Raw genomic sequence first — 23,545 nt, forward strand, 5'->3', positions numbered from 1 at the left:
GTACTAAATTTTAAGTATATTTATAAATCTGTCATACTTTACTATTTACTTCAAGTTCAGATAAATCAGTTAATCAGAAATTTTGAACTTGTTACAAAAGTTTAGAAATTTGAATATGACAATATTATTAAGGAAAAATATCAAAATTCCAGAACATTTTTTCATCAATAAACATAATAATAATAATCAAAATCAGATAGAGTAGGGAATGAGCATCACTCACCTCTTTCCCAATTCTACGATTATTATTCTTGTGCAACAATATTTATGCTTAAAGATATACTGACAAAATTTACTTATCTTTAAAATTTCCCCAATGTATACCTGCTAATATAGATTTAAGCAATTAAAACATCACATACGTCATTTAAGGTGAGAAATTTGTTTTTAATAAAAATTAATTATGAAAATAAGTAAAAAAATTCATTTAGAGATAAAAGAAGACAAAAATAAATCACTGCGAAAAAGAGGAGTAGTTCTAACTGGTGTTGGGTTGAAGAGATTGCAGAGTGCAATTTTGGAAGAAGAGAGGCAAAAAAGAGGAGGTAAACGTTTTACCCAAGTAGAATTAAGCGATCGCATTGGAATTTCTACCTCTAGCTTAAGCCGTTTATGGTCTTTGACTTCTCGGATAGATCCGCGCACTATGCGAATCTGCTTTAGTGCTTTTGATTTAGTGTTGCATGAAGATGACTACACTCTCTATGATGTAAATGATATTTATGATAAGCGTGAATATTTTCAAGAAGAACAACAGGCAATATTCGGAGGACATCCAGGATTGCTGAATATTACTCTCTATCATCTGCGCTATCAGCAATTAACCTTAGAAGAGATTTTGCAAACAGCAAGCACAGAATTAGGTATTTATCGTCAATATTTACAAAATTTATTAAATAAATTACAAAAAAATACTCAGAAGCGATCGCCAACGTCTCTGAAGCTCAGTTTGCTTCTGGAAATCGCTTAGATGCTCTGGTGACTGCCATCAAAGCCCAGACACGGTTGCGTAAATTATCAGCAGTGCCTACTCCACTGTACGTTCGCTCATTTTTAACCGCAAGATTTAATTAAGCCTTACAGGGGTTGTAATTCAGGCTGTGAAATGGATTCAGGCATTTTTAGTCCCATAGGAGCTTTTGGTCATTTTATGATTTATCCTATGCCTACGGCTTAAATAACCGCCTCTCTTAGCCTTTTTGAATGGTCACAAATTTTACACAAAAATAATGGTTCACGTAAAAATCCTCTTTTTCCTTTTACATTAAGGCTTTAATTCCCCTTTGGATCTCAAAATAAGCGAACGTACAGACTCCATTATTAATGTTTCAAAATATGTACCCAAGCTGCCATATCATCTTGTTCACCACAGACAATTGCTTGTCCTGGTCGCAAGCGATTGATAATAGCACTCTGTTCTGGTGTTAGTGCCATGCAAGCACTCATAGCATTTCGGTCATCGGCTGCAACTAAACGGTGAACAATTTTAAAGTTGGTGTTTTTTATAGCATCAGGTACTAAACGAGCTGGCACCTGGTCCACAATCATTAATCCCTGACCGTAGGCACGGATTTCTGAGAGAATGTTGGCAAACATTTCAGCGACCTTTGCTTGGAGATTTGTTTGTTCTACCGAACTTGATGCAACCTTCAGCAAAATACGGTGGGCTTCTTCAATAACTGTCAGGTGGCGTAAACTATTATCTTTGCTTTGCTTTGAAGTCAACAATTCATTTTGAGCTTGACGATATTCATAAAGGAACTGAAGCAGTATTGCCATTGCAAAGGCTTTGTCTGCATCGTCCCCCAGGTGAACTAAGTTAATAACGGCTGGACGGTCAAAGATTTGTTTCCAAGCTGTGGACTGGGGTTGGTCAAATAGCTGCTTTTTCCAGCCCCGGCTGAGGCTTTGAACGCGAGTGGTTAATGCTGCTGTCATGTTGGCTGTAATTCTGTCCTCGTATCCTTTGCCTTTAATGACCACGGAAATTTGGTCAAGTAGCTGGCTGAGTGTGGGTCGAGGAGTACCATAAGGCGGCAGTTCCTCGCCTAACCAATTTTGCGGACGAGTATAGGCATAAAAAAGCATATCTTCTAACAGGATGGGCAAAACTTCTTGCATGGGGAAAGCAGCAGTGAGGATGGATTTGAGGCGGTCAATATGAGATAAAATTTGCAATGTGTTTTTTGATGAAAGCCAGATAATATCAAAGGGATTTAAGGTAAGTTGGTCTTCCAGCCTGTGACCCCGCCAAGTTTGCACACCGGGCATATAGATGGCAATACGATCGGGGCTATCTTTTGGTAATGACTTGTTGCGGTGCATCGCCCATTCAACATACTCTTCTTTAACTGGTTCGACGACGAGGAAGGGTATGTGCCGTTTGTGTAATTCTCCCAAGAGGGTTTGACAGGTAGTAGATTTACCTGTGCCCGTGATACCAGTGACTAAAGTATGCTTGGCTAAGGTTTTTAAAGAAAGTCCGTAATTAAGGGAAGTGGGTTCACCTCCTGCTAATAGTTGCCCCAAAATTATGTCTTGTTCTGTCACTTGTGGTGGATTGAGGCTAAAGTCAGCTGTTGGCATTACCCGCACACCAGGAACTTCGCGTCTGGGTAAGTTAACTAACAAGGTCAATTCTTCAGTGTTGAGAGGGGTAGTCAGACCATTGAAAGCGGAACCAAGAGGATGTTCGAGCTGTTCTTGCTTTTCAGGATGAACTAACGCCAAACTTGGTTGGTCAAAATTCTTTAAAGCGTCCCGCGTTTTATGCATCCACACCCGCTTTAGCTCGTGAATCCGTAGTGGTTCAAAAATACTATTTTGTCCACTTAAGAGCGCTCGCAGTTGTGTGCTACAGTGTTGAGCAATATCAGGTTTTTCCGTCAGTAAATAAACCCCTACATTCCAGCATCCCAAAGCACGAGCCTGTTCAAATCGTTCTATATACTTTCTAATCTGGGCTTCTGCTGCTTGAGCGTGAACATTAACGTATTCCTGCCCAAAAGCTTCAGCGGCGCTAAGGCTAAATCCTTTTGTTTCAGAAATGCTAACACCAGTAGTCTCGCTTTCAGTTGTAGTGCTTCCCTCAGTTTCTTGCCAAGTACGACTTAACAAAGGTGCTATATCTAAAGCGACATCAGCAGCGATGAGAGACATTAGCGCCATTGGTGGAAAAAACATTCCAATTCCTAAAGAGCCAATTGCTGTCAGTACAGCCATATCTGAACCAGATGTATCGATTTCTTCATAGCTTTTACTGGTACTATGGGCAATTGATTTACTAATACTCTTGCTGTCAGTCCGTCCCTGTGTTTAGGAAATTCCCCTAGTGAAAGTTTCGTTAAAGGTTATTTTACTCAAAGAATGCACCCGTCCCATCAGTTCCCGTAGATTGTAGATGATTTGGTTAACATCTGCTTCTGCCATTGGTTCGGCAACTACCATGTACATGAAAGGTAAGCCCCGCATTCCTCCTAGCAAACGGTCTAAGCTTTGGGGGTAGCCTGGATTGTCTCCTGGCTTGAGTGAAGGAATCCCTGTTAGGGCATGTGCAGAGCGAAACTTATTGTTTAGAGGGTGTAAAATGCGATCTTTAATTTCCTGAGATTCAGATTCTAGGAGTCGAAACTTAGTACCTTGCCAATTTCCTTGGAGGAAATGACCAAGATTTTGCACAAAATCTTCCGAGGAGTAAGCCATATTATCGTGGCTGCGTACTCCTAAATAAACCCGATTTTGAACACCATCACTGGAAATAATAAATACTAAGCTGTAACGTCCCGGATTGTGGCAAGCAGAAAGGGCTGTTTGCAAAGCGGTAAAGGGTTGATGCAAAGAACCTACAACTGCACTACCTACTTGTTCTACTTGCAAGAAGTACGGTTTTTCTAAAAATACGCCTTTGGGAGCAATAGGTTGAATGTAGGTTGCATTGTCAAATGGCTTATCTAGGTACTGGCGACCCAAACTGAAGAGCAACGAACGAGACATGGCATTTACTACTTCTATTTTTGCCTCTAGTTGTTGCAGATTATGAGATTGAGCTAGAGCAGGGTTATTGTTTTCCATACATGTCTCCTGATTGTGCCGCTTTCACGATGCTTAAAGATTGCAGATTTTAAGGGCTATGCAATTAACAACCTCGCTTTATTCGCTTGCTTTTGGACACCAGCTTTGAACCACTGAATCATAGAATCAACCAATTGTGTTTTTAATTCAATATCTTCGCCTAATTTCTCTAGAAGTTTTTGTGTAAACTCTGGTTTCTTGTCTACACTCATTTTATCTATTTTTGCGTCAGTAACAAAATTGCGTATCCACAGAGGGAGATTAATTTCTTTTGTACTTTTGACAGCATCTGTAAATGTTTGTGGTCCCTTAATAGCAAAAAGTATAAGCGGCGTAATGGCTGAAAAAAAACCTGTGAACACAAAAATACTGGAAAACATGGCTATGATAACACCTCCTACTATTGTTATCACGAGTCCAATAATTGCAGAAAGAGAGGTAGGATCTCCAATATCAATAGCCTCTGAAAAATCAGTGACATCACTACTAAGATCTATATCTCTATCATCAAGATATTCAATGGGCAAGTTATATCGTTTACAGATTGAATTCGTCTCTTCTTTTACTTTCTCCTGAACCTTTTTCACCCAAGCAGTAAATGTCTTCGAGATAGCCGTTTTTGCTTGCGTTTCTTTAAGCCAAGCTTGAGCTTGGTTGGCTATATCTTTTTCTAAGTCATTCAGTGTAATAATTTGGCGGTTTCGCCAAGCTTGAATGCGAAGTTTTACAACATTCTCAATGAGACCATCTGCAAGCGACTCTGCCAAAGAATATAACAAGACAGGGGTTTCACTTTGAACAATATCCTTTAATTTAATATTCAAAAAATTATTAACATCCTTCATAAACCCTTCAGTTTGAATATAAACTCGTCCCCAACGTGCTAATCCATTGGCAATACACAGTTCAGGTTGAGTGTCTCGTTTACAATCGGAATCAGGAAAAACTTCCTCCACCATTTGAGGTATAAATTCCATCTTAGAAGCGCTACCTGTAAGGAGAATTGCACTTGGTTTAATACCTTGCTTTTCCAGGTTTTGTTTGAGTTTTTGTAACTCTTCGTGAAAATACTCAACCCAACTTTTATTATTTAAATTATGTAAGGGTAAGTTAAGAATTTTTCGCATAATAGGTCCATTTACTTTTGGCTCGAAATTATGATGCGATTGCAATTTTTCATAACCCACATTAACATAATCCTCCGATCCTTCGTAATTTCCCTGAATAGAGAAATACTCTTCTTTGTATTTTCGACAAAGAAATTCACATTTATTTTTTGCAGAGGGCAGTTGTTGAAAAATTTCTTCAATCTCTTTCTTATCTTCGTGCTGCTCAAGACTGTAAGCCAAAATTGTTTTGTCTATAAGAGAAGCTCCCAAGTCCTTACCGCTATCATCAGGATGGTCTTCCATATTTTTGACGAGAGTGAAATCCGTAGTTGATGAACCCACATCAATCACCAGTACTGAACTTGATAGTTCTCCTAGAGTAAAAATATTACTCTCTTTTGCCTGCATGAGAGCCGCACGGGATTCTTTAACCACAGTGACACAAGGCAGGTACTTGCTAAGAATTTTTTGGTATTTATCAACATCTTTAGCGTTCCACCCCGAAGGACAACCAATAAAAAAGTGATTCTTTTGGTTGGAATATAGCTGTTTGGTACTAATCAAATGTTCATATATTGCCTTCACAAGTTTCTCAATTGTTTGTTGATAAATAGGATCAGATGTGGGTTTTTTCTTGAAGGCAATTTCAAAAGTAGTAGTCCCTGTTCTTAGTGCGTGTTCTCCAAATAGAACACCTTGAGATTGATCCTCTGCAATTGCTGTAGGCTGACATTTCTTTTTATGTAGCAGTAAAGGTACAGGGGGAAGCATAGGATTATTGATATCTTGCACCTTAGCAAGTGCTACTTCTCCATGTCCTAAATCAAAACCGATGATTTGAAGATGTTCTGTTTCCATAGCTAGTTATTCTCCTTTTATAAAGGAATAGTCCATGAATTTTTCATCCGCTTCTAAACCTAATAGCTTTTATAATCAGTGAATATCTTTGCAACCAAAGTTACAAAAGCAAGTTGATCTTACACTATTCCTCTGCTTTTAATGTCAACTACTGATTCACTGTTACGAAGAGAATGCTGGTGCTATAATACGACCACGCAGCACTAATTCGTCCCCCTTGACAAAAGCAGGTTTAACAGTTATGTAATCTTGCTGACTTGGTTCTAGACTAGGCTCAATTTCAAAGAAATACTCAGCATTTCTTGATGCTTCAGAATCTGGTTTGTAGACTCGTACTTCAATGCCATAGTTTTTTAAGAGAGCCGTGAGCCGTTTAATTTGCTTATGCATCAACGGTGAAAGTTTATCTTCCTCTTCAAGAGCTTGTCCTATCAAGTCTTGTAAAGACTCTAATACATCTAAATACTCTTCTATTTCTGGCTTGGAGGTTGGTTTTGGATGTACTTCTAAACAGTTAGCCACTTCACGGTCAATCCTTTCCAAGGACTGCTGGAGATTCGACAAAAGAGTATCAACATCAATTTCCAATTCTCCTTTCTCTGGAGCCACCTGAGTAACAACCCTATCTTTATCTTCCACCTCTGGTATGAACGCTTTAGCAAATGTATTGGTTAAAGCTCCTACCCCAGATCCTAGAAGAATACCTGGAAGTCCTGCTGTGGTCAATCCAGCAGTACCTCCAATCAAAGCACCCTTTAGCAAATCTTTTGCAATATCCCTTTGAGATTTTGATGTTAATTTCTCTGGTTTATGTTTTGGAGGGTGAGGCTCTGACAACTTGATTATCATCAAGTTACTTAAGGATAAACTAAGCGCATTTAACTGTTCTATTGCTAACCTAGCTTGACTTGGTGTTAACCCATTAATGTACTCACCATTTAAATCTTCAATCTTCTGAATCTCGTTTTGCAATATCCTGGCTACTACCTGAGTAGTTCTTGCTGCTTTTAGTTGACTATGCAAGTGATTTTTTATTTCTTGGTAGTAATTTACGAGGTTTGTCATAATGAAAACTCCTTGAAAAATTTGTATCAGTATGGATTTTTTTCATACTTATGCGACAGTTAATTTATAAGCGTTTTGACCATATCTTTTAACCAGATTGTTACTATCTAATAGCAAGGCGCAGGGTGGTTGAGATCCGCAGATGTGAAAGTAGTAAGTGCTACGACAGAAGGCTCACTCACGAGTTGTAGTTTTGAACTCCTATTTTCTAAACTCTCCAGTAGTTAATACCAATTCGTAATTTGTAATTAAGAAAGCCAGTGATGGTAAGGGTTTTGGTGTTTAAATGTGTTGCTGAATTTTAGATAATTGGTATAAACTGACAAATTCGCTGGTTGCTAATACCGCAGTCAAAAGCATAAATATTAGAAGGAATAGTCATATTTCAAGGCTTCTTGACTAGTTTCATACTTCTATAATTGAAATGTTTCTATACTTAATATTAGAATTTAAATTTGAGGAAATTGTGAGGATAAACAGTAATATTACTTAATTATTTTTCCTCAAATATAATTTATAAAGTAAACTTTAAATGCTCACTTTTTTAGTAACTTCCGGACGTTGCGTCAATATTGAGGGAGGTAGTGTATCTACCCCTGTTAAGGTGTACTAACAAAGTACTAGCTCAAAGCCTGATTCTTACGTCGCACCCCCAATCCTAAAATCTAAAATTGAGCGCCAATATTAGTTTTTGGCTCCAAATTTTAATGGGTGCAAAGCTGAAACCCTAATAAATCTTAGTACAAATGCTCACCTTAACAGGGGTAGGTAGTGTATCTCCCCAAACTTCTGAAAAGTTAACACTGCCTTGTTCAAATACCCGCCCTTCCCGAATCACCCGAGTAAGTCCTTCACCGCCTTCTGCTCGCTGCCAACAATCTTCCCGACACCGGGCTTTTCCATCAAGTTGCTCCAACGCAGTACAAATTTCATCCTGTAAGTTCTGCATAAGTTGTTTGACGCGAGCGCGTGAATCGGCAGGAAGTGTATTACTAGGAGATGTGAGTAATTGTATTTGATTCTTTGAATGATAAGCCATGCTGTATACTCTTTAACCTTTGAGCCAAATCGCTGATTTTAATCACTCTATAGTTATTAAGCCATAAAAGTTCCTAGAATTTTCAAAACTTAATAAACGGCTTCTTTGGCTTTTACCCTGCAATACGAAGTTGTCGGGAACAACTAGAGACTTTGTAAAGAAATAATTTGAATGAGGTTTGAGTTAAAGGACTACAAGTATCATAACTTGATAGTTATTAAATAACATAGTTGAAGAATAGAGCAAACATGGTAAATACTCTGCCTCAGTCTACCCCCAAGCAACCAAAAGCCGGAATTAAACAGCCAAGCCAAGAAACTATATTGACTCCCCGGTTTTACACTACAGACTTTGAAACCGCCGCCAACCTGGATTTGTCTGCTCAAGAAACTGAGTTAAAAGCCATGCTCGCAGAAATGCGGGCAGACTACAATCGTCACCATTTCGTCCGGGATGAGACATTTGAGCAGTCGTGGGAACATATTGACCCTGAATCACGCCGCGCCTTTCTTGACTATTTAGAACGTTCGTGCATTTCAGAGTTTTCTGGGTTTTTGCTGTTTAAAGAACTCTCCCGCAGGCTGAAACAACGCAATCCACTTTTGTCTGAAATATTTCATTTGATGGCTCGTGATGAAGCCCGTCATGCAGGATTTCTCAACAAAGCAATGACTGATTTTAAACTCTCACTCGATCTTGCTGCTGTTACGAAAACCCGCACTTATACGTTTTTTCCCCTTGAATGGGTGATCTACACTGTTTACCTATCAGAAAAAATTGGTTACTGGCGCTATATTATTATCTATCACCATCTACAAAAGCATCCAGAAAACCAGTTTTACCCTATCTTTCGCTTCTTTGAGAGTTGGTGTCAGGATGAAAACCGTCATGGGGATATATTTAAAGCATTATTGCGATCGCAACCAAAACTTTGGAATAACTGGAAAGCTAGACTGTGGAGTCGTTTTTTCCTGTTATCAGTGTTTGCCACCCACACGCTAACGGTTCACGAACGGGCTGGCTTTTACCATTCACTGGGACTCGATCCAACAGAATTCGATCGCCAAGTTGTTCGCAAGACTAACGAAACTGCTGGTCGTGCTTTTCCTGTCATGTTGAATACCGAACATCCAAAGTTTTTCCCACGTCTGCACCGCTGTTCGGATTACAACTCAAAATTGGTGGAGATTGACCGCAGTTCTCAGCCCAAAGCTGTCAAACTTATCCGCAAACTTCCTTTAGCGATCGCAATTGCGTGGAATCTCTTGCTGCTTTATCTGATTAAACCAATTGATGCTGAAGCAATGCGCTTAACAGTTCGTTAAATTGATAAAGAAACTTGTTGGAGAAGCCCGAAAAGGATAAGTGACTCACAGGAGAACAAACCCCTTAGTAATTTGCTCTTCATCCAGAAATACCTGTTCGGATTAATCGACTTCACCTTCAAGCACTTTGCCGACACAACTAGAGGACTTCTAAATAAAAAAATAACCACTTTCTCTTGTGGGACGGGCGTCCTCGCCCGTCCCATAAGATGGGTAATTATTTCTTGGACATCCTTTATTGCTGCAAACTAGTATAATCTTGCAATTGCCGACGTGCAGTTTCAAATGCATCACGAATTGCTATATATATATCTGCATGACTTGTTTCATCTGATGGGTTATGGTTAACAATTATTTTTCCATTAGGTAGCGTAAGGTCGATTCGCACATGATAAAGATTACCTTTATGTTGGTTGCGGTGGGGAGCGTCAATAATAATCCGACAATTAATTATCCGATTACAAAAACGTTCTAATTTGTGAAGATTCTCTCTTATTTTCTCTTCAACAGATACTGATGATTGAACATTATGGAAAGTCAGTTGCAGTGGTACTGTCATATATTCTCCTCACTGTCAGAGACTAGCCGATTGTCTATATTCTGAGATTAAATAAAAAATGTGAGGAAGTTGTGAGGCTGTATTTAGACCCATAATATAACAAATAGTTAAGCTGTTACTTTATCGTCAGAAAATGAATTTACTGAAATTCTAAAATCCTAAGTACTTATGCTATAAAAAACGTCCAGTTAAACTGCATAAAAAAGCACTTGTATTGCTAGTTCCTGCAATTAGCATTTAATCGCTCAATGGTTGCCTGATGTAAGAATCAGGGTTTCGCGCTTAACAGTGGCGAAGAATTATCGCTAGTCTAATAATTTTAACTCCTGCTCCAACTTATCGCAAGACTCACGTACTAAACGCAAGCCATTATCCTGTGAAAGTTCAGCGATTGGTTGAGTAAATTTTTGCATAATTTCTGCTTCGATTGTTTGACAGTTATCTAATTTCATTCTCAGTTGTGTGAGATATTGTGTGTCTTTGCTATCCTCGGTAGTAGCAAACTTCAAAATCGAATCTACATAGTCTTTTACCTTCGAGTTTTTAATTCCTTCTGTGGCAGCAGCATAAAGCAAGCCACCATTTAAATACTCAAAATCTGGAACCCATAAATAACTCCCATCTAAATCAAATATATGTAATCCCTTCGCTGGTCTAACTTTTAAGCCTTCTCTTCGAACTCTACAAGCTGCATTGTACACAAGTGAAATTATTGCTAAAATTATTGATGGATAGTTGCTATCTATACATCTAATTTCCACTGTCCCAAGTTTGTTAAGCCTAATCGGGTTCCATGCAGATTTGAGCAAGCTTCCCCCAGCTTCAAGGAATAGATGCCGTTCAATACCTGCTTTATCCATTGCTTCTAACCAAGCATAGTAACGGGCAAATTGCTGCTCAACCAAACTTTCAACGCAATGAGCATAAGGCATCAACCCACCAACGGGTTGTAAATGAGTATAAACTCCCTCCCACCCAAATTTTTCACTGCCTCGATAACGAATTGTATGAGAAGCTAACCCAAGTGCATATCCTTCATAAAAAGGACATGCTCGTGCTAAAGATATCAGGGCGGAGTCTAAAGCAGTCGCTAGGTTATAAATATTTAATAATTCCTCACGTTCTGTCGCATTGGAGTTGTAAGATACTGCAACGCGATCGTCAATAATTCCAGGTGGTACTTCCAAATGCAGGTGAGTGCCAGTGCATTTACCCGCATGTAAAAATCGTTCGTAACCTATAGTTCGGGCTTGGATATGGTAATTGAGTCGATCGCGCATCACTGGCGTAATATGTAAGGGGTAGCTAGAGAGAGGATAAAGCCGCAATCCTACTTGTCGTGCTGCAATTACAGCAATTTTGAGATTTTTCAGATATTCATGCGCCAGTTCTATATCCGTGTAAGCCGGAGGAGTATTGATCTCTACCATGCTTTTGACAAACTCCGGTACAAAATATTCTGGACTACGATCTTCTTTAATCGCAACTTCTCGACAAGATTGCAAAAACTCATCCACATCTTCGCTAATCGCACCTGTCTCATCTACCAAGAAAAACTCTTGTTCTAAACCGATGCGACGCTTTTGTAAATCCATATTCATCTCCTCGCCATATAACAAAGTCATGCAGCCGTAATTGTCTCAAGTTGAGTTATAAGGAAATCATTTGAGGAAGTTGTGAGACAGAATATCTGGCAGTATTGTAAAGTCAACATTAGTGTTGGATTCAATCTCAAAAATTATCACAATTCCTCACAAGTTCCTCAAAAGTTTTACATAATTTGAAGTCAGAGCACTAATGGTGACGCCCAAGGAGGGGCTATCGATATAAAATCTAGAAAAGCCGCAAGATACAGTCAATTCTTGCTGCTATTGGCGAAGCGCTCTCTATCGTGTCAAGATTTCTATTCAAAAATTTTATGAAAAACCGCAAACGAATTGGCATTCTCACGAGTGGTGGAGATTGCCCAGGGCTTAATGCTGTGATTCGGGCTGTTGTAAGCCATGCAACACTCACCTACAATTGGGAAGTGCTGGGAATTTCTTATGCAACCCAGGGATTGCTTGAGGGCAAAGCAATGGCTTTGACGATGCATGGTCTAGATCTACGCGGCATAGATCCCTTGCTAAGTATGGGGGGAACTATCTTAGGAACTATCAACAAAGGGGATACGCTGGCACGTGCAAGTGAAATTATTGCTGGTTATGAGGCGTTAGAGTTAGATGCACTGATTGGTATTGGTGGTGATGGTAGTATCAATATTCTCCACAACCTCGCGTGCCAAGGCAACTGGAATTTTGTGGCTATTCCTAAAACAATTGATAATGATGTAGCACTCACGGAAAGGTCTGTTGGATTTGATACTGCTGTCAATACAATTACAGATGCTCTCAACCGCCTCACTTTTACCGCCGCTAGCCACGATCGGGTGATGATTGTGGAAGTTATGGGCAGAAAAGCAGGTCATTTAGCCTTACAAGCAGGTATAGCAGGTGGAGCAGATGTTATCTTGATTCCGGAAATTCCTTATTCCATTGAGAATGTGTGCAAGCATCTCGATCAACTGCGCGATCGCTGGGGGCGCAAATTTGCTATTATCGTAGTTGCAGAAGGCATTGAACCGATTAAACCATCTTTTGATTGTAGCGATCGCGAGTTGTGCAAACCAACTCCCGACTGCGGTATTGGTCAATACATCGCTGACCAAATTGCCCATTGTAGTACTAAGAAAATAGAAACACGAGTCTCAGTTCTCGGACATATTCAGCGAGGCGGAATTCCTTGTGCCTTAGATCGTCTAGTGGCGACAGCTTTTGGTAAAGCTGCAGTGGATTTAGTAGCACAAGGACAATTTGACCAAATGGTCGCTTGGCAAAATGGACAAGTTGTTGCTGTCCCCCTACAACAGGTCATACTTCAAAGCCCTGCGCCTGTAAATACTGAAAGTTACTTGGTGGAAACTGCTCGAGCTTTGGGCATCTATGTTGGAGAATTGGGCAAAGATGACACGATCGAGCAGTTTATTGATGACCATACTAATATTTTATAGATACGTAATAAAACTCATAAAGAGATTATGGAATCATACGATCTAACTCCCATAATTTTCCCTACTAGTGTTGAGCAACACGTTATTTTGTATGCACAGATAAGAGGTTTTTATTATGGTAATTTCCTAATTTTACGCAATATCGATCTCCCGATTTACAAAAACTGTATTACAGCTTTTATTGGTCCTTCCGGCTGTGGAAAAACTACTTTATTACGCTGTTTTAATCGTCTGAACGATCTCATTCCAGGGACTCGCATAGATGGTCAAATTCTTTTTCAAGGCCGCAATATTTGTAGCACTCAAGAAGATGCAGTAGCAGTTCGCCGCCGCATTGGTATAGTTTTTCAGAAGCCCAATCCCTTTCCCAAATCCATCTACAATAATATTGCCTATGGTCTTCGCGTTCACGGTTACAAAGGCAATCTGGATGAGTTAGTGGAGCAATCATTACGCCAAGCTGCTCTTTGGGATGAAGTGAAGGATATACTCCGTAAAAGTGCCTTAGAACTTTCAGGTGGTCAACAACAAAGATTGTGTATTGCTCGAGTACTTGCCGTGCGTCCAGAGGTAATTTTGATGGATGAACCCTGTTCTGCACTCGATCCCATGTCCACCTGGCAAATTGAGAATTTAATGGATGAATTAAAAGAGCAATGCACGATTGTGATTGTTACCCATAATATGCAACAAGCTTCACGAATTTCTCAAATGACAGCATTCTTGAATGTTGAAATGCAAGAAGGAAGCCGTATTGGTGAACTAGTGGAATATAATTCAACTTCAATTATTTTTAGCAATCCGACACGGGCGATTACCGAGCAATATGTAAAAGGGTGTTTTGGTTGAAGTTACTAAAGTTTTTTAAATTTTCAATTTTTCTATATTTTAAATTCTTGAAAAATGATATACTAAAAGTATATAAAAACAGAAAAAAATCCTATGGCACCTAAATTTGTACCTGAACTTGATGAAGTCGTTGAAGGTCTTGGTGTTCCTGGTATTGCAGCCATCCTACTTCTGCCTGTTCTTATTCCTGTAGCAGGAGGCATTGGTAAATCCATAGCCAAGGCAACTATTAAAGGTGGGATTGTTCTTTATGAAAAGGGCAAAGGTGTGATTGCCGAAGTTGGCGAAACCTTTGAGGATATTATTGCAGAAGCCAAAGCTGAAATTGCAGAGGAACATACAAAGGCTCTTGAACCAACTGTATTTGAAAGGGAGAATAGCTAGTTTGCAGAACGCTCGAAGTTAGGTGAAGGATGGGTAAAATACCCATCCTTTTTTGGAGGAAATGTTATGAAGTTATTGCCACTGGATTCTGTTCCAACACCAATACATCTACGAGTCGTTAGTCATACCCCAGGTCGAATTCGAGTTCGAGTTACTCACCAACATCGCAAACAGCAAACTACGGGAAAAATCGCCAGTGTGCTCAAAGAGTTTTTTCGACAAATCGAGCGAGTTTGTAACAATGACCAGACTGGCAGCATAACTATCTACTATTCTGGTGACAGTGATAGCTTTACACGAGCAATGACTGAATTGCAAGATGTAGGCATCATTGTTACGGATGCGCCAATGGGAAAATCTCAAGCAGCAGTCGCTGTCACAAATGCGATCGCTAGTCTCAATCAAAAATTCTATCAAGCAACAGCAGGTTTGGTTGACTTACGTTTCTTGTTTCCTCTTTTCTTAACTATACTAGCGCTACGGCAATTATTAAATAAAAGCCCTGGTTTGAAAACATCTCCCTGGTATGTATTAGCTTGGTATGCTTTTGATAGTTTTACGAAACTCAACAATACACAAGAATCACCACAATCAACAGACCACAAGCGATCGTAAGTAAAATGCCACCCTCCCAGATTCAACGCAAAATTACCACTTTATCTGTTGCCTCCCAGATCCTTCTTTAAAAGCCTGCATTATCAACAAATCTTTACTTTGCAAAACATTGAGGAGCCAATCCAGGTTTCGCTCGAATTGTTCGTTATTACTGTGATTCATCAGAGAAATTCTGATTTTATGAGAGTCAACAATTGTGGATAATTTATTGTATTTGCGGTTTCCAATTTAGAAAATTGGAAATATTTTCAACAAGTTCGTAAGCGTCAAAAGGTTTAGATATTGCTCCTGCTAAACCAAAATCGATAATTTTTTGTGGAGTAGTGTATTCACTTTTCGCTGTTAACAAAATAACTGGTATATATTGATTTTTAGGATTTTCTCTTAGTAATCGGAGAAATTCCAAGCCAGTCATTCCTGGCATCATCACATCTAAAAGAATGGCATCTGGTTTTTCTTCCATGACTTTGCTGAGAGCCTCTTGTCCCGATTGGGCTGTGATGACATTCCACCCAGCTAAATCTTCCAGACAACTTTGTACTACCAGTCTAATAATTTCTTCATCATCAACAATCAAAATTTTTTCACTACTCACTATTTTGACTCGCTGAATTGTTTCCAAAATAATCATTAGTCACGAGCTTAATATTTTCAATTATATTGAATACCAATTTGAACAAAGAATGCGACAGATGATTGACACAAATCCAGACCGGGCAGGACTTTCCCAATCCACGCATCTAAAATCCATGCATGGTATAAGAGGTTGTTTGAAAGGGATCGTCCCAAAGAGTGCCAATTGCCTTCAGAATGAATTCTGGGGCTATACAAACGAAGCAAAGCTACGCAGGCTTGAAATGTCGAATTCTGGAGCTACTTTAAATAGAAGAATTAAAGAAATTTTGAAGTTTACGAAACTTTACGTTATAAGACCCAACCCAAGATGTCAGCAATCTGCTCTGTCAAAGTTATGGGGTCAAAAGGTTTGGTAATTATTCCAGCAATAGCTAACTGAGAGAAACGAACTTTATCTTCTGGTTGTACTTTGGCTGTTAAAAGAATCACTGGAATAGCTTGGGTAGAGCAATTCTCTTGCAGCTTTAGAAACGTTTCCAATCCATCCATTCCTGGCATTGAGACATCCAGCAATATTGCATCGCAGGCTTGGGTTGCTGCTATCGCTAATCCTTGAGTACCCGAACCAGCCAGGAGTACCGTCCACCCACCAACTTCTTCCAAGCTTGCTTGGATAACTTCTTGTAGTAATTCTTCGTCATCAATAACTAGAATTTGTTTACTTACCATAGAGTGTGTCTCACTTAATATTTTGTGCTGGCCTTCTGTCGCCGGCATTTTCTTGTTAGGCTAGTGGCAATGTGAAGTAAAATGTACTGCCTTCTCCTAAAACACTTTCCACCCAAATATTGCCTCCGTGTTGGTGGACAATACTGCGACAAATAGCTAAACCCAAACCTGTTCCCCCTTTTTCACGAGAATCAGAGGCATCCACTTGTTGAAACTTCTCGAATATTGTTTCTAGTTTATCAGCTGGAATACCACGTCCTCTATCTTGGACTGCAAACAAAACACAGCGCTGAGAATTTGGGAATTTTGGGGACGAAATATTTTCTTCTTCCTTGTTTCCTTGGTGAATTTTTGCACTGAGCCAAACTGTAGAACCAGGTTCAGAAAATTTAATTGCATTGCTCAATAAGTTAGTTAGGGCTTGGATGATAGCGTCGGGAGATGCCCAAACTTGAAGATTAAGGGGAGTATATGAAAGGGTAATTTTGTTTTGTTGGGCATTAGTTTTCATTGCTTCTACTGATTGTTCCATCAAATAAGTAGCATCACATTTTTGTTGAATTAGGGGAACTTTGCCAGATTCTAGCCGCTCTAAATCGAGAATATCGTTCACTAAGCGCACCAGGCGTGCAGTACTTTCAGCTGCTACTGCTAACATTCGTTTACCCTTTTCTGGTTTGTTGTCATAAACTCCACTCGCTAGCAATCCCAAGGAACCACGCAGCGAAGTTAGGGGTGTACGGAGTTCGTGGCTGACTATCGAGATAAATTCATTCTTCAATTGAGCGATCGCCCGACTTTCGGTGATGTCTTCAATACTACCAACGTATCCGGTTAATTCCCCAGAACTAGCGCAAATCGGTGCAGTTTGGACTCGGCAATAGCGAATCATTCCGTCTTTGTGTAAATAACGCACCTCAGCCGCATATACTTGGTTTGCTGATACAGCATTGGTCCATTGCGCGATCGCTGTATCACGATCGTCTGGATGTAAAAATTGCATCCATCCTTCACCCAAAGCCTCTGCAAAAGTAAAGCCACAAATATCTTGACAGCGAGGATTGGTATAAGTACATTCTCCAGCAGTGTTTGTTCTAAAAATTCCTACAGGTGAATTTTCACTGAGAGAACGGAATTGGCTTTCACTCTGGCGTAAAGCTTCTTCTATCTGTTGGCGCTCTGTAAGTTCTGCTTGTAGTTGCTGGTAAAGTTCGGATTGTTGAATGGCGATCGCCATTTGGTTTGCTAGTTGTTGCAATAAATTGCATTCCCAAGGTAGCCACTCTCTGGGGTGCCTGCATTGATGAACAATCAGCAATCCCCAAAGCCTATTTTGCTGAATAATCGGAACAACTAGGTTGGCTTGGACTTGGATTTGTGATAAAAACTCCACCATACAAGGCACAATTTCCCCACTCTCTCGATTAGACACAGTAGAAATTTGTCCTTGCAGAAATTGCTGGCGGGTTTCCACCGGACAAGTTTCTGCAGAGTAAACAAGGTTGAGTAAAGAATCCCATCCTGGTGTCACAGCTTCAGCCACTACCCTGCCAGCCGAGTTAGACTCTATCCGGTAAACCAAAACTCTATCAGCCTGGAAAAATCCCAAGAGCTCGGTGACTGTAGTGCTGAGGACATCCTCTAAATTTAGAGTTTTACGGATATGCTGTATAATTCCTACCATCAGTCGCTCTCGCTCAACCTGTTGCTGCAAAGCAAATTCTGTTTGTTTGCGATCGCTGATATCTTTATGCAATCCTGTCATCCTGAGAGGATGACCTTGGGGATCTCGTGCTACAACTTTCCCATAGTTAGCAATCCACTTCCATGCTCCCGATTTTGTCAGCACTCGATAATCAAATGCATAAGGTACGGAGCTATCTTGTAAATGAGCGTTGAGAATGTCGTGTACCCAAGGTTTGTCATCTGGGTGAATGAGCATTTCCCAAGCGTTGATAATTTCTGGTAAATCTTCCATGGCGTATCCCAACATATTCAGCCAACGGGGACTCAAATAAAGTTCGCCAGTGGTAATATTCCAGTCCCAAAGACCATCACCTGCTCCTTCTAGGGCAAGCTGCAATCGTTCTTCACTTTGTCGCAAGATAGCTTCCGCAAGTTTGCGTTCGGTCACCTCAAAGACAACAGATCCAATTGCTGTCACGCTACCATCTTGTACCAGGGTAGGAAAATAATTAACCAGCCAGTTTCGTTGAACACCCGGTTGGCTAGCCGTTTCCCCTTGTAGTTCTACATTTAAAATTGGTTCGCCAGTGGCAATTACCCGATCGAAGAGAGTATTCACAGCTGATGACAGCACGGGTGGTAAAATCTCATCTATGGTTTTACCCATGTGGTCAGCAAGGGGTAGCCCATTAATATGAGCGAGACCTTGGTTTAGTTTTAAAAAACGCTTTTGGTCGTCATTAATACCCAGCCCAATACCTGCGATCGCAGAGGCATTAAAAAAGTCATTCAGCAGCTTTTCTTTAGCCTGTAGTTCTGCCGTCCGTGCTGCTACTCGTTGTTCTAAATCTGCTTTGGCTTGTTGTAACTGCTCAAATAGGTTAGATTGCTGAATTGCAATTCCTACTTGCATGGCCAACTGCCGTAAGAAATCAATTTCTGTAACTTTCCAATCTCGGGAGGATTGGCAGTGATGGGCTATTATTAAACCCCATAAATTATCTCCTTGAAGAATAGGAACAACAAGATTTGCTCTTACCTGAAAATTTGCCAGTAACTCCAGATGACAAGTACCAATTCCAGCCGTATAAATATCTGATTTTGCTGTCACTAAACCTTGCTTATAGGGCTCAACGTAATTTTCTTCAAAGCAAGGGTCGTAAATTTGTGTTGATAGTATTTCTCTCCAACCTTCGGCCACTGATTCTACAACTACAGTCCCGGTCCATGTCGGATCGAATTGAAAAATAATCACCCGATCGGTTTGCAAGAACTGCCGAACTTCTTCTACTGTTGTTTGCAAAATTTCTCGCAAATTCAGTGATTCACGAATGCGTTGGGCAATTTCCAGGACTAGGCGTTGTTGTTCTAGTTGTTGCTGGAGGGCCATCTCTGCCTGCACGCGAGGTGTGATATCATGCCAGCAAATAACGAAACCATCATTTAACTTATTGAGTTTAATATCAACAGCTTTAGTTAAATTATATTTTTGAATTGTATCGGAATATAGCAACAATTCTTTGCTTAACGATTCACTGGTTTCTACGACATGGCAGCAATTGTCAAATAATTCATTTTTCCAGAAATCAACGATATTATCTGACCATTTTTTCCCAATTATTTCTTCAGCCTTCACGCGATGTTCCTGACAAGCTGCTGTATTCATGTAATCAATATAAAAATCTATAATTTTCCCAGAGCCATTTCGGACACTTTTGCAAATACAAAAACAATCTAGCAAATTATCAATTGAGGTGTAGAAACGCTTTTGGCTGATTTCTAATTGTTGCTGAAGTTGGTTTTTCTCATATATATAATTAACAGCAACTCGCAAACTATCAGACGTTATTTTATTTTTAACCAGATAGTCAGCTGCACCACTTTTCATAACAGCCACAGCAACTTGTTCATCTCCTTGACCTGTTAACATGATGACTGGTAAGTAACTGCTGCTAAAAATGGAACGTAACTGACTGAGAACTTCTAGCCCATCTATACTTGGTAGTAAAATGTCCAGTAATACTACATCTGGTAATTTTTGAGCGCAAACTTGCACGGCTTCTTCACCGGTTTCTGCATGTAAAATATTATAAGTATAATTTTTATCGCGACGTAAGTAATACTCGTAAATTTCTCTGTCTTCTGAACAATCATCGACGATAAGAACTGTTCGTTGATTTTTTGACATAACTACCTCTTTGCTGTGTCTGGCATAATGTCCTCTGCATGAGAGTAATAACTCATTATAGATAAAAGGCATAGGGTAGCTGTAATTGCAAAGTATAAATAGAAACTAAAGTTTTGGCTCTAAAGCCCATTTTATACCAATAATTAAATTACGCTGGAACTGCTTGCAGCAAGGTATAAAACATCTTTGCTTGAATCCCATGGGAGCATGCTACCTTCTGAATGATATAGCCTTTCTCAGTCTAATGAGGTACACCCCCCTTTCATCCCCCCAAGGTATCGGGGGGACAGAGGGGGGTAATTTTTGTACCTCACTAGGTTGGAATTTGCTGTAAGATCTTCAAGGAGGATAATTCATATGTACTATATAGCCATCCTAAATCATTTGAAAAATTTTGCTCTCTTTTCTTCGTGCTCTTTGCGTCTATGCGCTAGCACGCACGCTTCGCTATGGCGGTTCATAATTTTTACAAATCAAATAGGACTGTTATTATATAATAAGGTCAGTATTTTCTACTAAAGATTATAACTTTTATGTCAAAGGTTGATTCAATCAGCATTTTTAACACTCGTTGCGATCGCAATAGAGTATCGTTACATATTATCAGCTTAAATATATAATTATAATAATTTTTGACTTCTGTTTATCTTATATTAAAAAAAATTGATAAATGAATACAAGCGAGATTATTACTGCCAGTAATGTCGATTTAACGAACTGCGATCGCGAACAGATTCATATTCCCGGTAGTATTCAACCTCATGGGTTACTACTGGTTCTGCAACTGCCTGAGTTTACAATTAGACAGGTGAGCAGTAACAGTCAGGAGATTTTAGGCATACCGCCACAACAATTGTTACAAAAAAAAATAATTCACTTATTGGGAAATCAGCAAATTCAAGCCATTCAGCAATGCCTATCAAGAGATTTTGAGAACATTAATCCCCTCAAATTATCAATAAAAAATCAAGATAAAAGCTTGTTATTTGATGGCGTTCTTCATGTTTGCGGCCAAGACATAATTTTAGAATTAGAACCTACAACTTCTGAAGCGACTGGTAATTTTTTTGATTTCTATCAATGGGTCAAAAAACCGATTACCAAAATGCAGAAAGCAAACACCTTAGACGAACTGTGTGAGGTCATTGTTCAAGAAGTACGGCAAATTACAGGCTTCGAGCGTGTAATGGTTTATCGCTTTGATGCAGATGGAGCGGGCACAGTGATAGCAGAATCCAAAGCCGAAAATTGCACTCCATATATAGGACTGCGCTATCCAGCTACTGATATTCCCAAACCCGCTAGGCGTCTTTATCATCTCAATTTACTGAGGCTCATTCCTAATGTAAATTATCAACCCGTTGAACTCGTTCCTATTGATAATCTCCAGACAAATCAACGACTCGATTTAAGTTTATCTGTATTGAGAAGTGTTTCTCCTCTCCATATTGAATATTTACGGAACATGAGCGTTGGCGCATCTATGTCTATCTCTCTAATTAAAGACAATAACTTGTGGGGTTTAATTGCATGCCATCACAAATTCCCTAAATACATTAATTATGAAATTCGGACTATTTGTGAATTTTTAGGTCAGGCCATGGCATTAGAACTAAGAGGCAAAGAAGAAAATGAAAATTTAGAATACAAATTAAAATTGAAGTCAATTCAAACAGAATTTGTCGATCGTCTTTCACAAGCAGAAAATTTAGTTGAGAGTTTAGTTGCGGATAGAAATAGCCTTTTGGAAATGGTAGGTGCTCAAGGAGTCGCTTTATATCTAGAAGCACAGTTATTTTGTATTGGTAAGACTCCTGAAGAAACAGAAATTCACGATCTAATCGATTGGGTAAGTACAAAAATTCAGCGCCATATTTTTTCTACTGATTGCTTACCGAAAATTTATCCACCAGCAGAAAACTTTAAAAATATTGCAAGTGGATTGTTGGTAATTTCTCTTTCTCAAATTCACCAAAGCTGTATTCTATGGTTTCGTCCAGAAGTGATACAAACTGTGAGTTGGGGGGGAAATCCCAATAAAACTGTCACAGTAGAAGAGGATGGTAATATGCGAATATCACCGCGTAAATCCTTTGCAATCTGGCAAGAAACGCGACGCTGTACTTCCCTAACTTGGCAGAAATGTGAAATTGATAGTGCATTGGAATTAAGAAGTGCGATCGTCGGAATATTACTGCATAAAATCGATGAATTAGTCAGAATGAACATCCAGTTAGAACGGAGCAATCAAGAACTAGATGCTTTTGCTTATATTGCATCTCATGATTTAAAAGAACCATTACGAGGCATTCATAATTACTCCAGCTTGCTGATAGAAGATTATGCAGACGTTTTGAATGAAGATGCTGTTGCCAAACTGCAAATCCTGACGCGATTAACTCAAAGAATGGAAGATTTAATCGAATCTCTCCTTCATTTTTCTCGTTTGGGACGAATGGAACTTAATCGCCAACCGACCGATCTCAATGAATTAATCAAAAATGTTTTAGAAATCCAAAAGACAAGCATCAAAATGAGTGATGTAGAAATTTACATTCCCCAGACTTTACCCACTATTATTTGTGATTCCAGCCAAGTTGATGAACTCTTCAGCAATTTAATCAGTAACGCAATCAAATATAATGATAAAACTCAAAAGTTAGTTGAAATTGGCTATTTAGAGGTAGCCTCACCATCCTCTGCTAGCAATCAACAAATTCCCATCCATCTGCCAAGTCGTGTCCCGGTATTCTACGTCCGAGATAACGGCATTGGAATACCCGAACAACACTTAGAGATGGTTTTTCGCATTTTTAAGCGTCTCCATCCTCCTAGAAAGTACGGCGGCGGTACAGGAGCAGGCTTGACCATCGCCAAGAAAATTGTAGAACGACATGGCGGTAAGATTTGGGTAGAATCAAGTGTTGATGTCGGTAGTACGTTTTATTTTACGCTTCAAAGTGAGGAGGAACTGAATGCCGGGTAATAGCTACCAACCGTTACTTATAGTGGAAGACAGTGATGAAGACTTTGACCTTTTGCAACGTTTCTTGCAAGAAGCATCGTTGGAAAACCCGATATATCGGTGTTTTGATGGAGATGAAGCATTAGCTTTTCTTTTTCGTAAAGGACATTATGCTGACCCTGATGTGGCTCCCTGTCCTTCCTTGATTTTGCTCGACCTCAACTTACCAGGAACCGATGGTCGCGAAGTTATACGGCAAATCAAAGCAGATACGGTTCTGAAAGTCATGCCAGTGGTGGTTTTATCTTCTTCTTCCAATCCTAAAGATATCGATTTTTGTTACAAAGTTGGAGCAAACGCTTATTATATCAAGCCTACGGGTTTGAAAAAATTACGTCATTTAATTCAAGTATTAGTAGAAGCTTGGTTTAACTTAGCAGTTTCACCAAGTATAACCAAAAGTAAATAATCAATAGAT

At 39.5% G+C, this 23,545-nt stretch carries 17 protein-coding genes and 1 pseudogene; 8 read left to right on the forward strand and 10 right to left on the reverse strand.

Features of this window, described 5'->3' with window-relative positions; all coding sequences use genetic code 11:
* The first annotated feature begins 403 nt into the window (after positions 1-403).
* On the forward strand, positions 404-970 hold the full coding sequence (locus tag F7734_RS44975) for an AAA-like domain-containing protein (RefSeq protein WP_155750849.1): 567 nt from the start codon (positions 404-406) through the stop codon (positions 968-970).
* A 350-nt stretch (positions 971-1,320) separates the two neighbouring features.
* On the opposite strand, the gene F7734_RS44980 is transcribed toward F7734_RS44975, so the two are convergent.
* From F7734_RS44980 to F7734_RS44995, 5 genes and pseudogenes are all read right to left on the reverse strand, one after another.
* The gene (locus F7734_RS44980) at positions 1,321-3,222 is read right to left on the reverse strand and encodes an ATP-binding protein (RefSeq protein ID WP_207714355.1); all 1,902 of its coding nucleotides are present in this window, start codon (positions 3,220-3,222) and stop codon (positions 1,321-1,323) included.
* 93 nt (positions 3,223-3,315) lie between these two features.
* Positions 3,316-4,071, reverse strand: coding sequence for a hypothetical protein (locus F7734_RS62480; RefSeq protein WP_207714356.1), 756 nt, complete (start codon positions 4,069-4,071; stop codon positions 3,316-3,318).
* Positions 4,072-4,127: 56 nt separating this feature from the next.
* Positions 4,128-6,038, reverse strand: coding sequence for a hypothetical protein (locus F7734_RS44985; RefSeq protein WP_155750850.1), 1,911 nt, complete (start codon positions 6,036-6,038; stop codon positions 4,128-4,130).
* Between the two features lie 162 nt (positions 6,039-6,200).
* Positions 6,201-7,103, reverse strand: a complete 903-nt coding sequence (locus F7734_RS44990) for a hypothetical protein (RefSeq protein ID WP_155750851.1) — start codon at positions 7,101-7,103, stop codon at positions 6,201-6,203.
* A gap of 766 nt (positions 7,104-7,869) precedes the next feature.
* A pseudogene (locus tag F7734_RS44995) lies at positions 7,870-8,142 on the reverse strand (coproporphyrinogen III oxidase); the annotation flags it as partial.
* Positions 8,143-8,390: 248 nt separating this feature from the next.
* On the opposite strand from F7734_RS44995, the gene acsF reads away from it, so the two are divergent.
* Entirely contained in the window at positions 8,391-9,467 is a 1,077-nt protein-coding gene (gene acsF, locus F7734_RS45000; RefSeq protein WP_155750853.1) for a magnesium-protoporphyrin IX monomethyl ester (oxidative) cyclase, read from the forward strand.
* A 235-nt stretch (positions 9,468-9,702) separates the two neighbouring features.
* Here the strand turns inward: acsF and F7734_RS45005 are convergent, their stop codons facing one another.
* Positions 9,703-10,026 (reverse strand): HPF/RaiA family ribosome-associated protein, encoded by a 324-nt coding sequence (locus F7734_RS45005; protein WP_155750854.1) that lies wholly within the window; start codon positions 10,024-10,026, stop codon positions 9,703-9,705.
* A gap of 305 nt (positions 10,027-10,331) precedes the next feature.
* The gene (locus tag F7734_RS45010; protein WP_155750855.1) at positions 10,332-11,621 is read right to left on the reverse strand and encodes a glutamate-cysteine ligase family protein; all 1,290 of its coding nucleotides are present in this window, start codon (positions 11,619-11,621) and stop codon (positions 10,332-10,334) included.
* A gap of 323 nt (positions 11,622-11,944) precedes the next feature.
* On the opposite strand from F7734_RS45010, the gene F7734_RS45015 reads away from it, so the two are divergent.
* From F7734_RS45015 to F7734_RS45030, 4 genes are all read left to right on the forward strand, one after another.
* Positions 11,945-13,075 (forward strand): ATP-dependent 6-phosphofructokinase, encoded by a 1,131-nt coding sequence (locus F7734_RS45015; RefSeq protein WP_155750856.1) that lies wholly within the window; start codon positions 11,945-11,947, stop codon positions 13,073-13,075.
* 27 nt (positions 13,076-13,102) lie between these two features.
* Entirely contained in the window at positions 13,103-13,924 is an 822-nt protein-coding gene (gene pstB, locus F7734_RS45020) for a phosphate ABC transporter ATP-binding protein PstB (protein WP_155750857.1), read from the forward strand.
* Positions 13,925-14,017: 93 nt separating this feature from the next.
* Complete coding sequence (locus tag F7734_RS45025) at positions 14,018-14,308, forward strand: DUF5132 domain-containing protein (protein WP_155750858.1); 291 nt, start codon at positions 14,018-14,020, stop codon at positions 14,306-14,308.
* A 66-nt stretch (positions 14,309-14,374) separates the two neighbouring features.
* Entirely contained in the window at positions 14,375-14,923 is a 549-nt protein-coding gene (locus tag F7734_RS45030; protein ID WP_155750859.1) for an HMA2 domain-containing protein, read from the forward strand.
* 205 nt (positions 14,924-15,128) lie between these two features.
* Here the strand turns inward: F7734_RS45030 and F7734_RS45035 are convergent, their stop codons facing one another.
* The 3 genes from F7734_RS45035 to F7734_RS64455 form a co-directional block, all read right to left on the reverse strand.
* Complete coding sequence (locus tag F7734_RS45035) at positions 15,129-15,554, reverse strand: response regulator (RefSeq protein ID WP_155750860.1); 426 nt, start codon at positions 15,552-15,554, stop codon at positions 15,129-15,131.
* Between the two features lie 293 nt (positions 15,555-15,847).
* Positions 15,848-16,228 (reverse strand): response regulator, encoded by a 381-nt coding sequence (locus tag F7734_RS45040; protein ID WP_155750861.1) that lies wholly within the window; start codon positions 16,226-16,228, stop codon positions 15,848-15,850.
* Positions 16,229-16,283: 55 nt separating this feature from the next.
* Positions 16,284-20,102 carry a GAF domain-containing protein gene (locus F7734_RS64455; protein ID WP_243147421.1) on the reverse strand — a complete coding sequence of 1,273 codons (3,819 nt, stop codon included), beginning with the start codon at positions 20,100-20,102 and terminating at the stop codon, positions 16,284-16,286.
* A gap of 670 nt (positions 20,103-20,772) precedes the next feature.
* On the opposite strand from F7734_RS64455, the gene F7734_RS45050 reads away from it, so the two are divergent.
* Together F7734_RS45050 and F7734_RS45055 are read left to right on the forward strand one after the other, a co-directional pair.
* Positions 20,773-23,088, forward strand: a complete 2,316-nt coding sequence (locus tag F7734_RS45050) for an ATP-binding protein (RefSeq protein ID WP_155750863.1) — start codon at positions 20,773-20,775, stop codon at positions 23,086-23,088.
* Complete coding sequence (locus tag F7734_RS45055; protein WP_155750864.1) at positions 23,078-23,536, forward strand: response regulator; 459 nt, start codon at positions 23,078-23,080, stop codon at positions 23,534-23,536. The genes F7734_RS45050 and F7734_RS45055 overlap by 11 nt, the downstream gene beginning before the upstream one ends.
* Positions 23,537-23,545 lie beyond the last annotated feature (9 nt).

The organism is Scytonema sp. UIC 10036 (genome assembly GCF_009725235.1).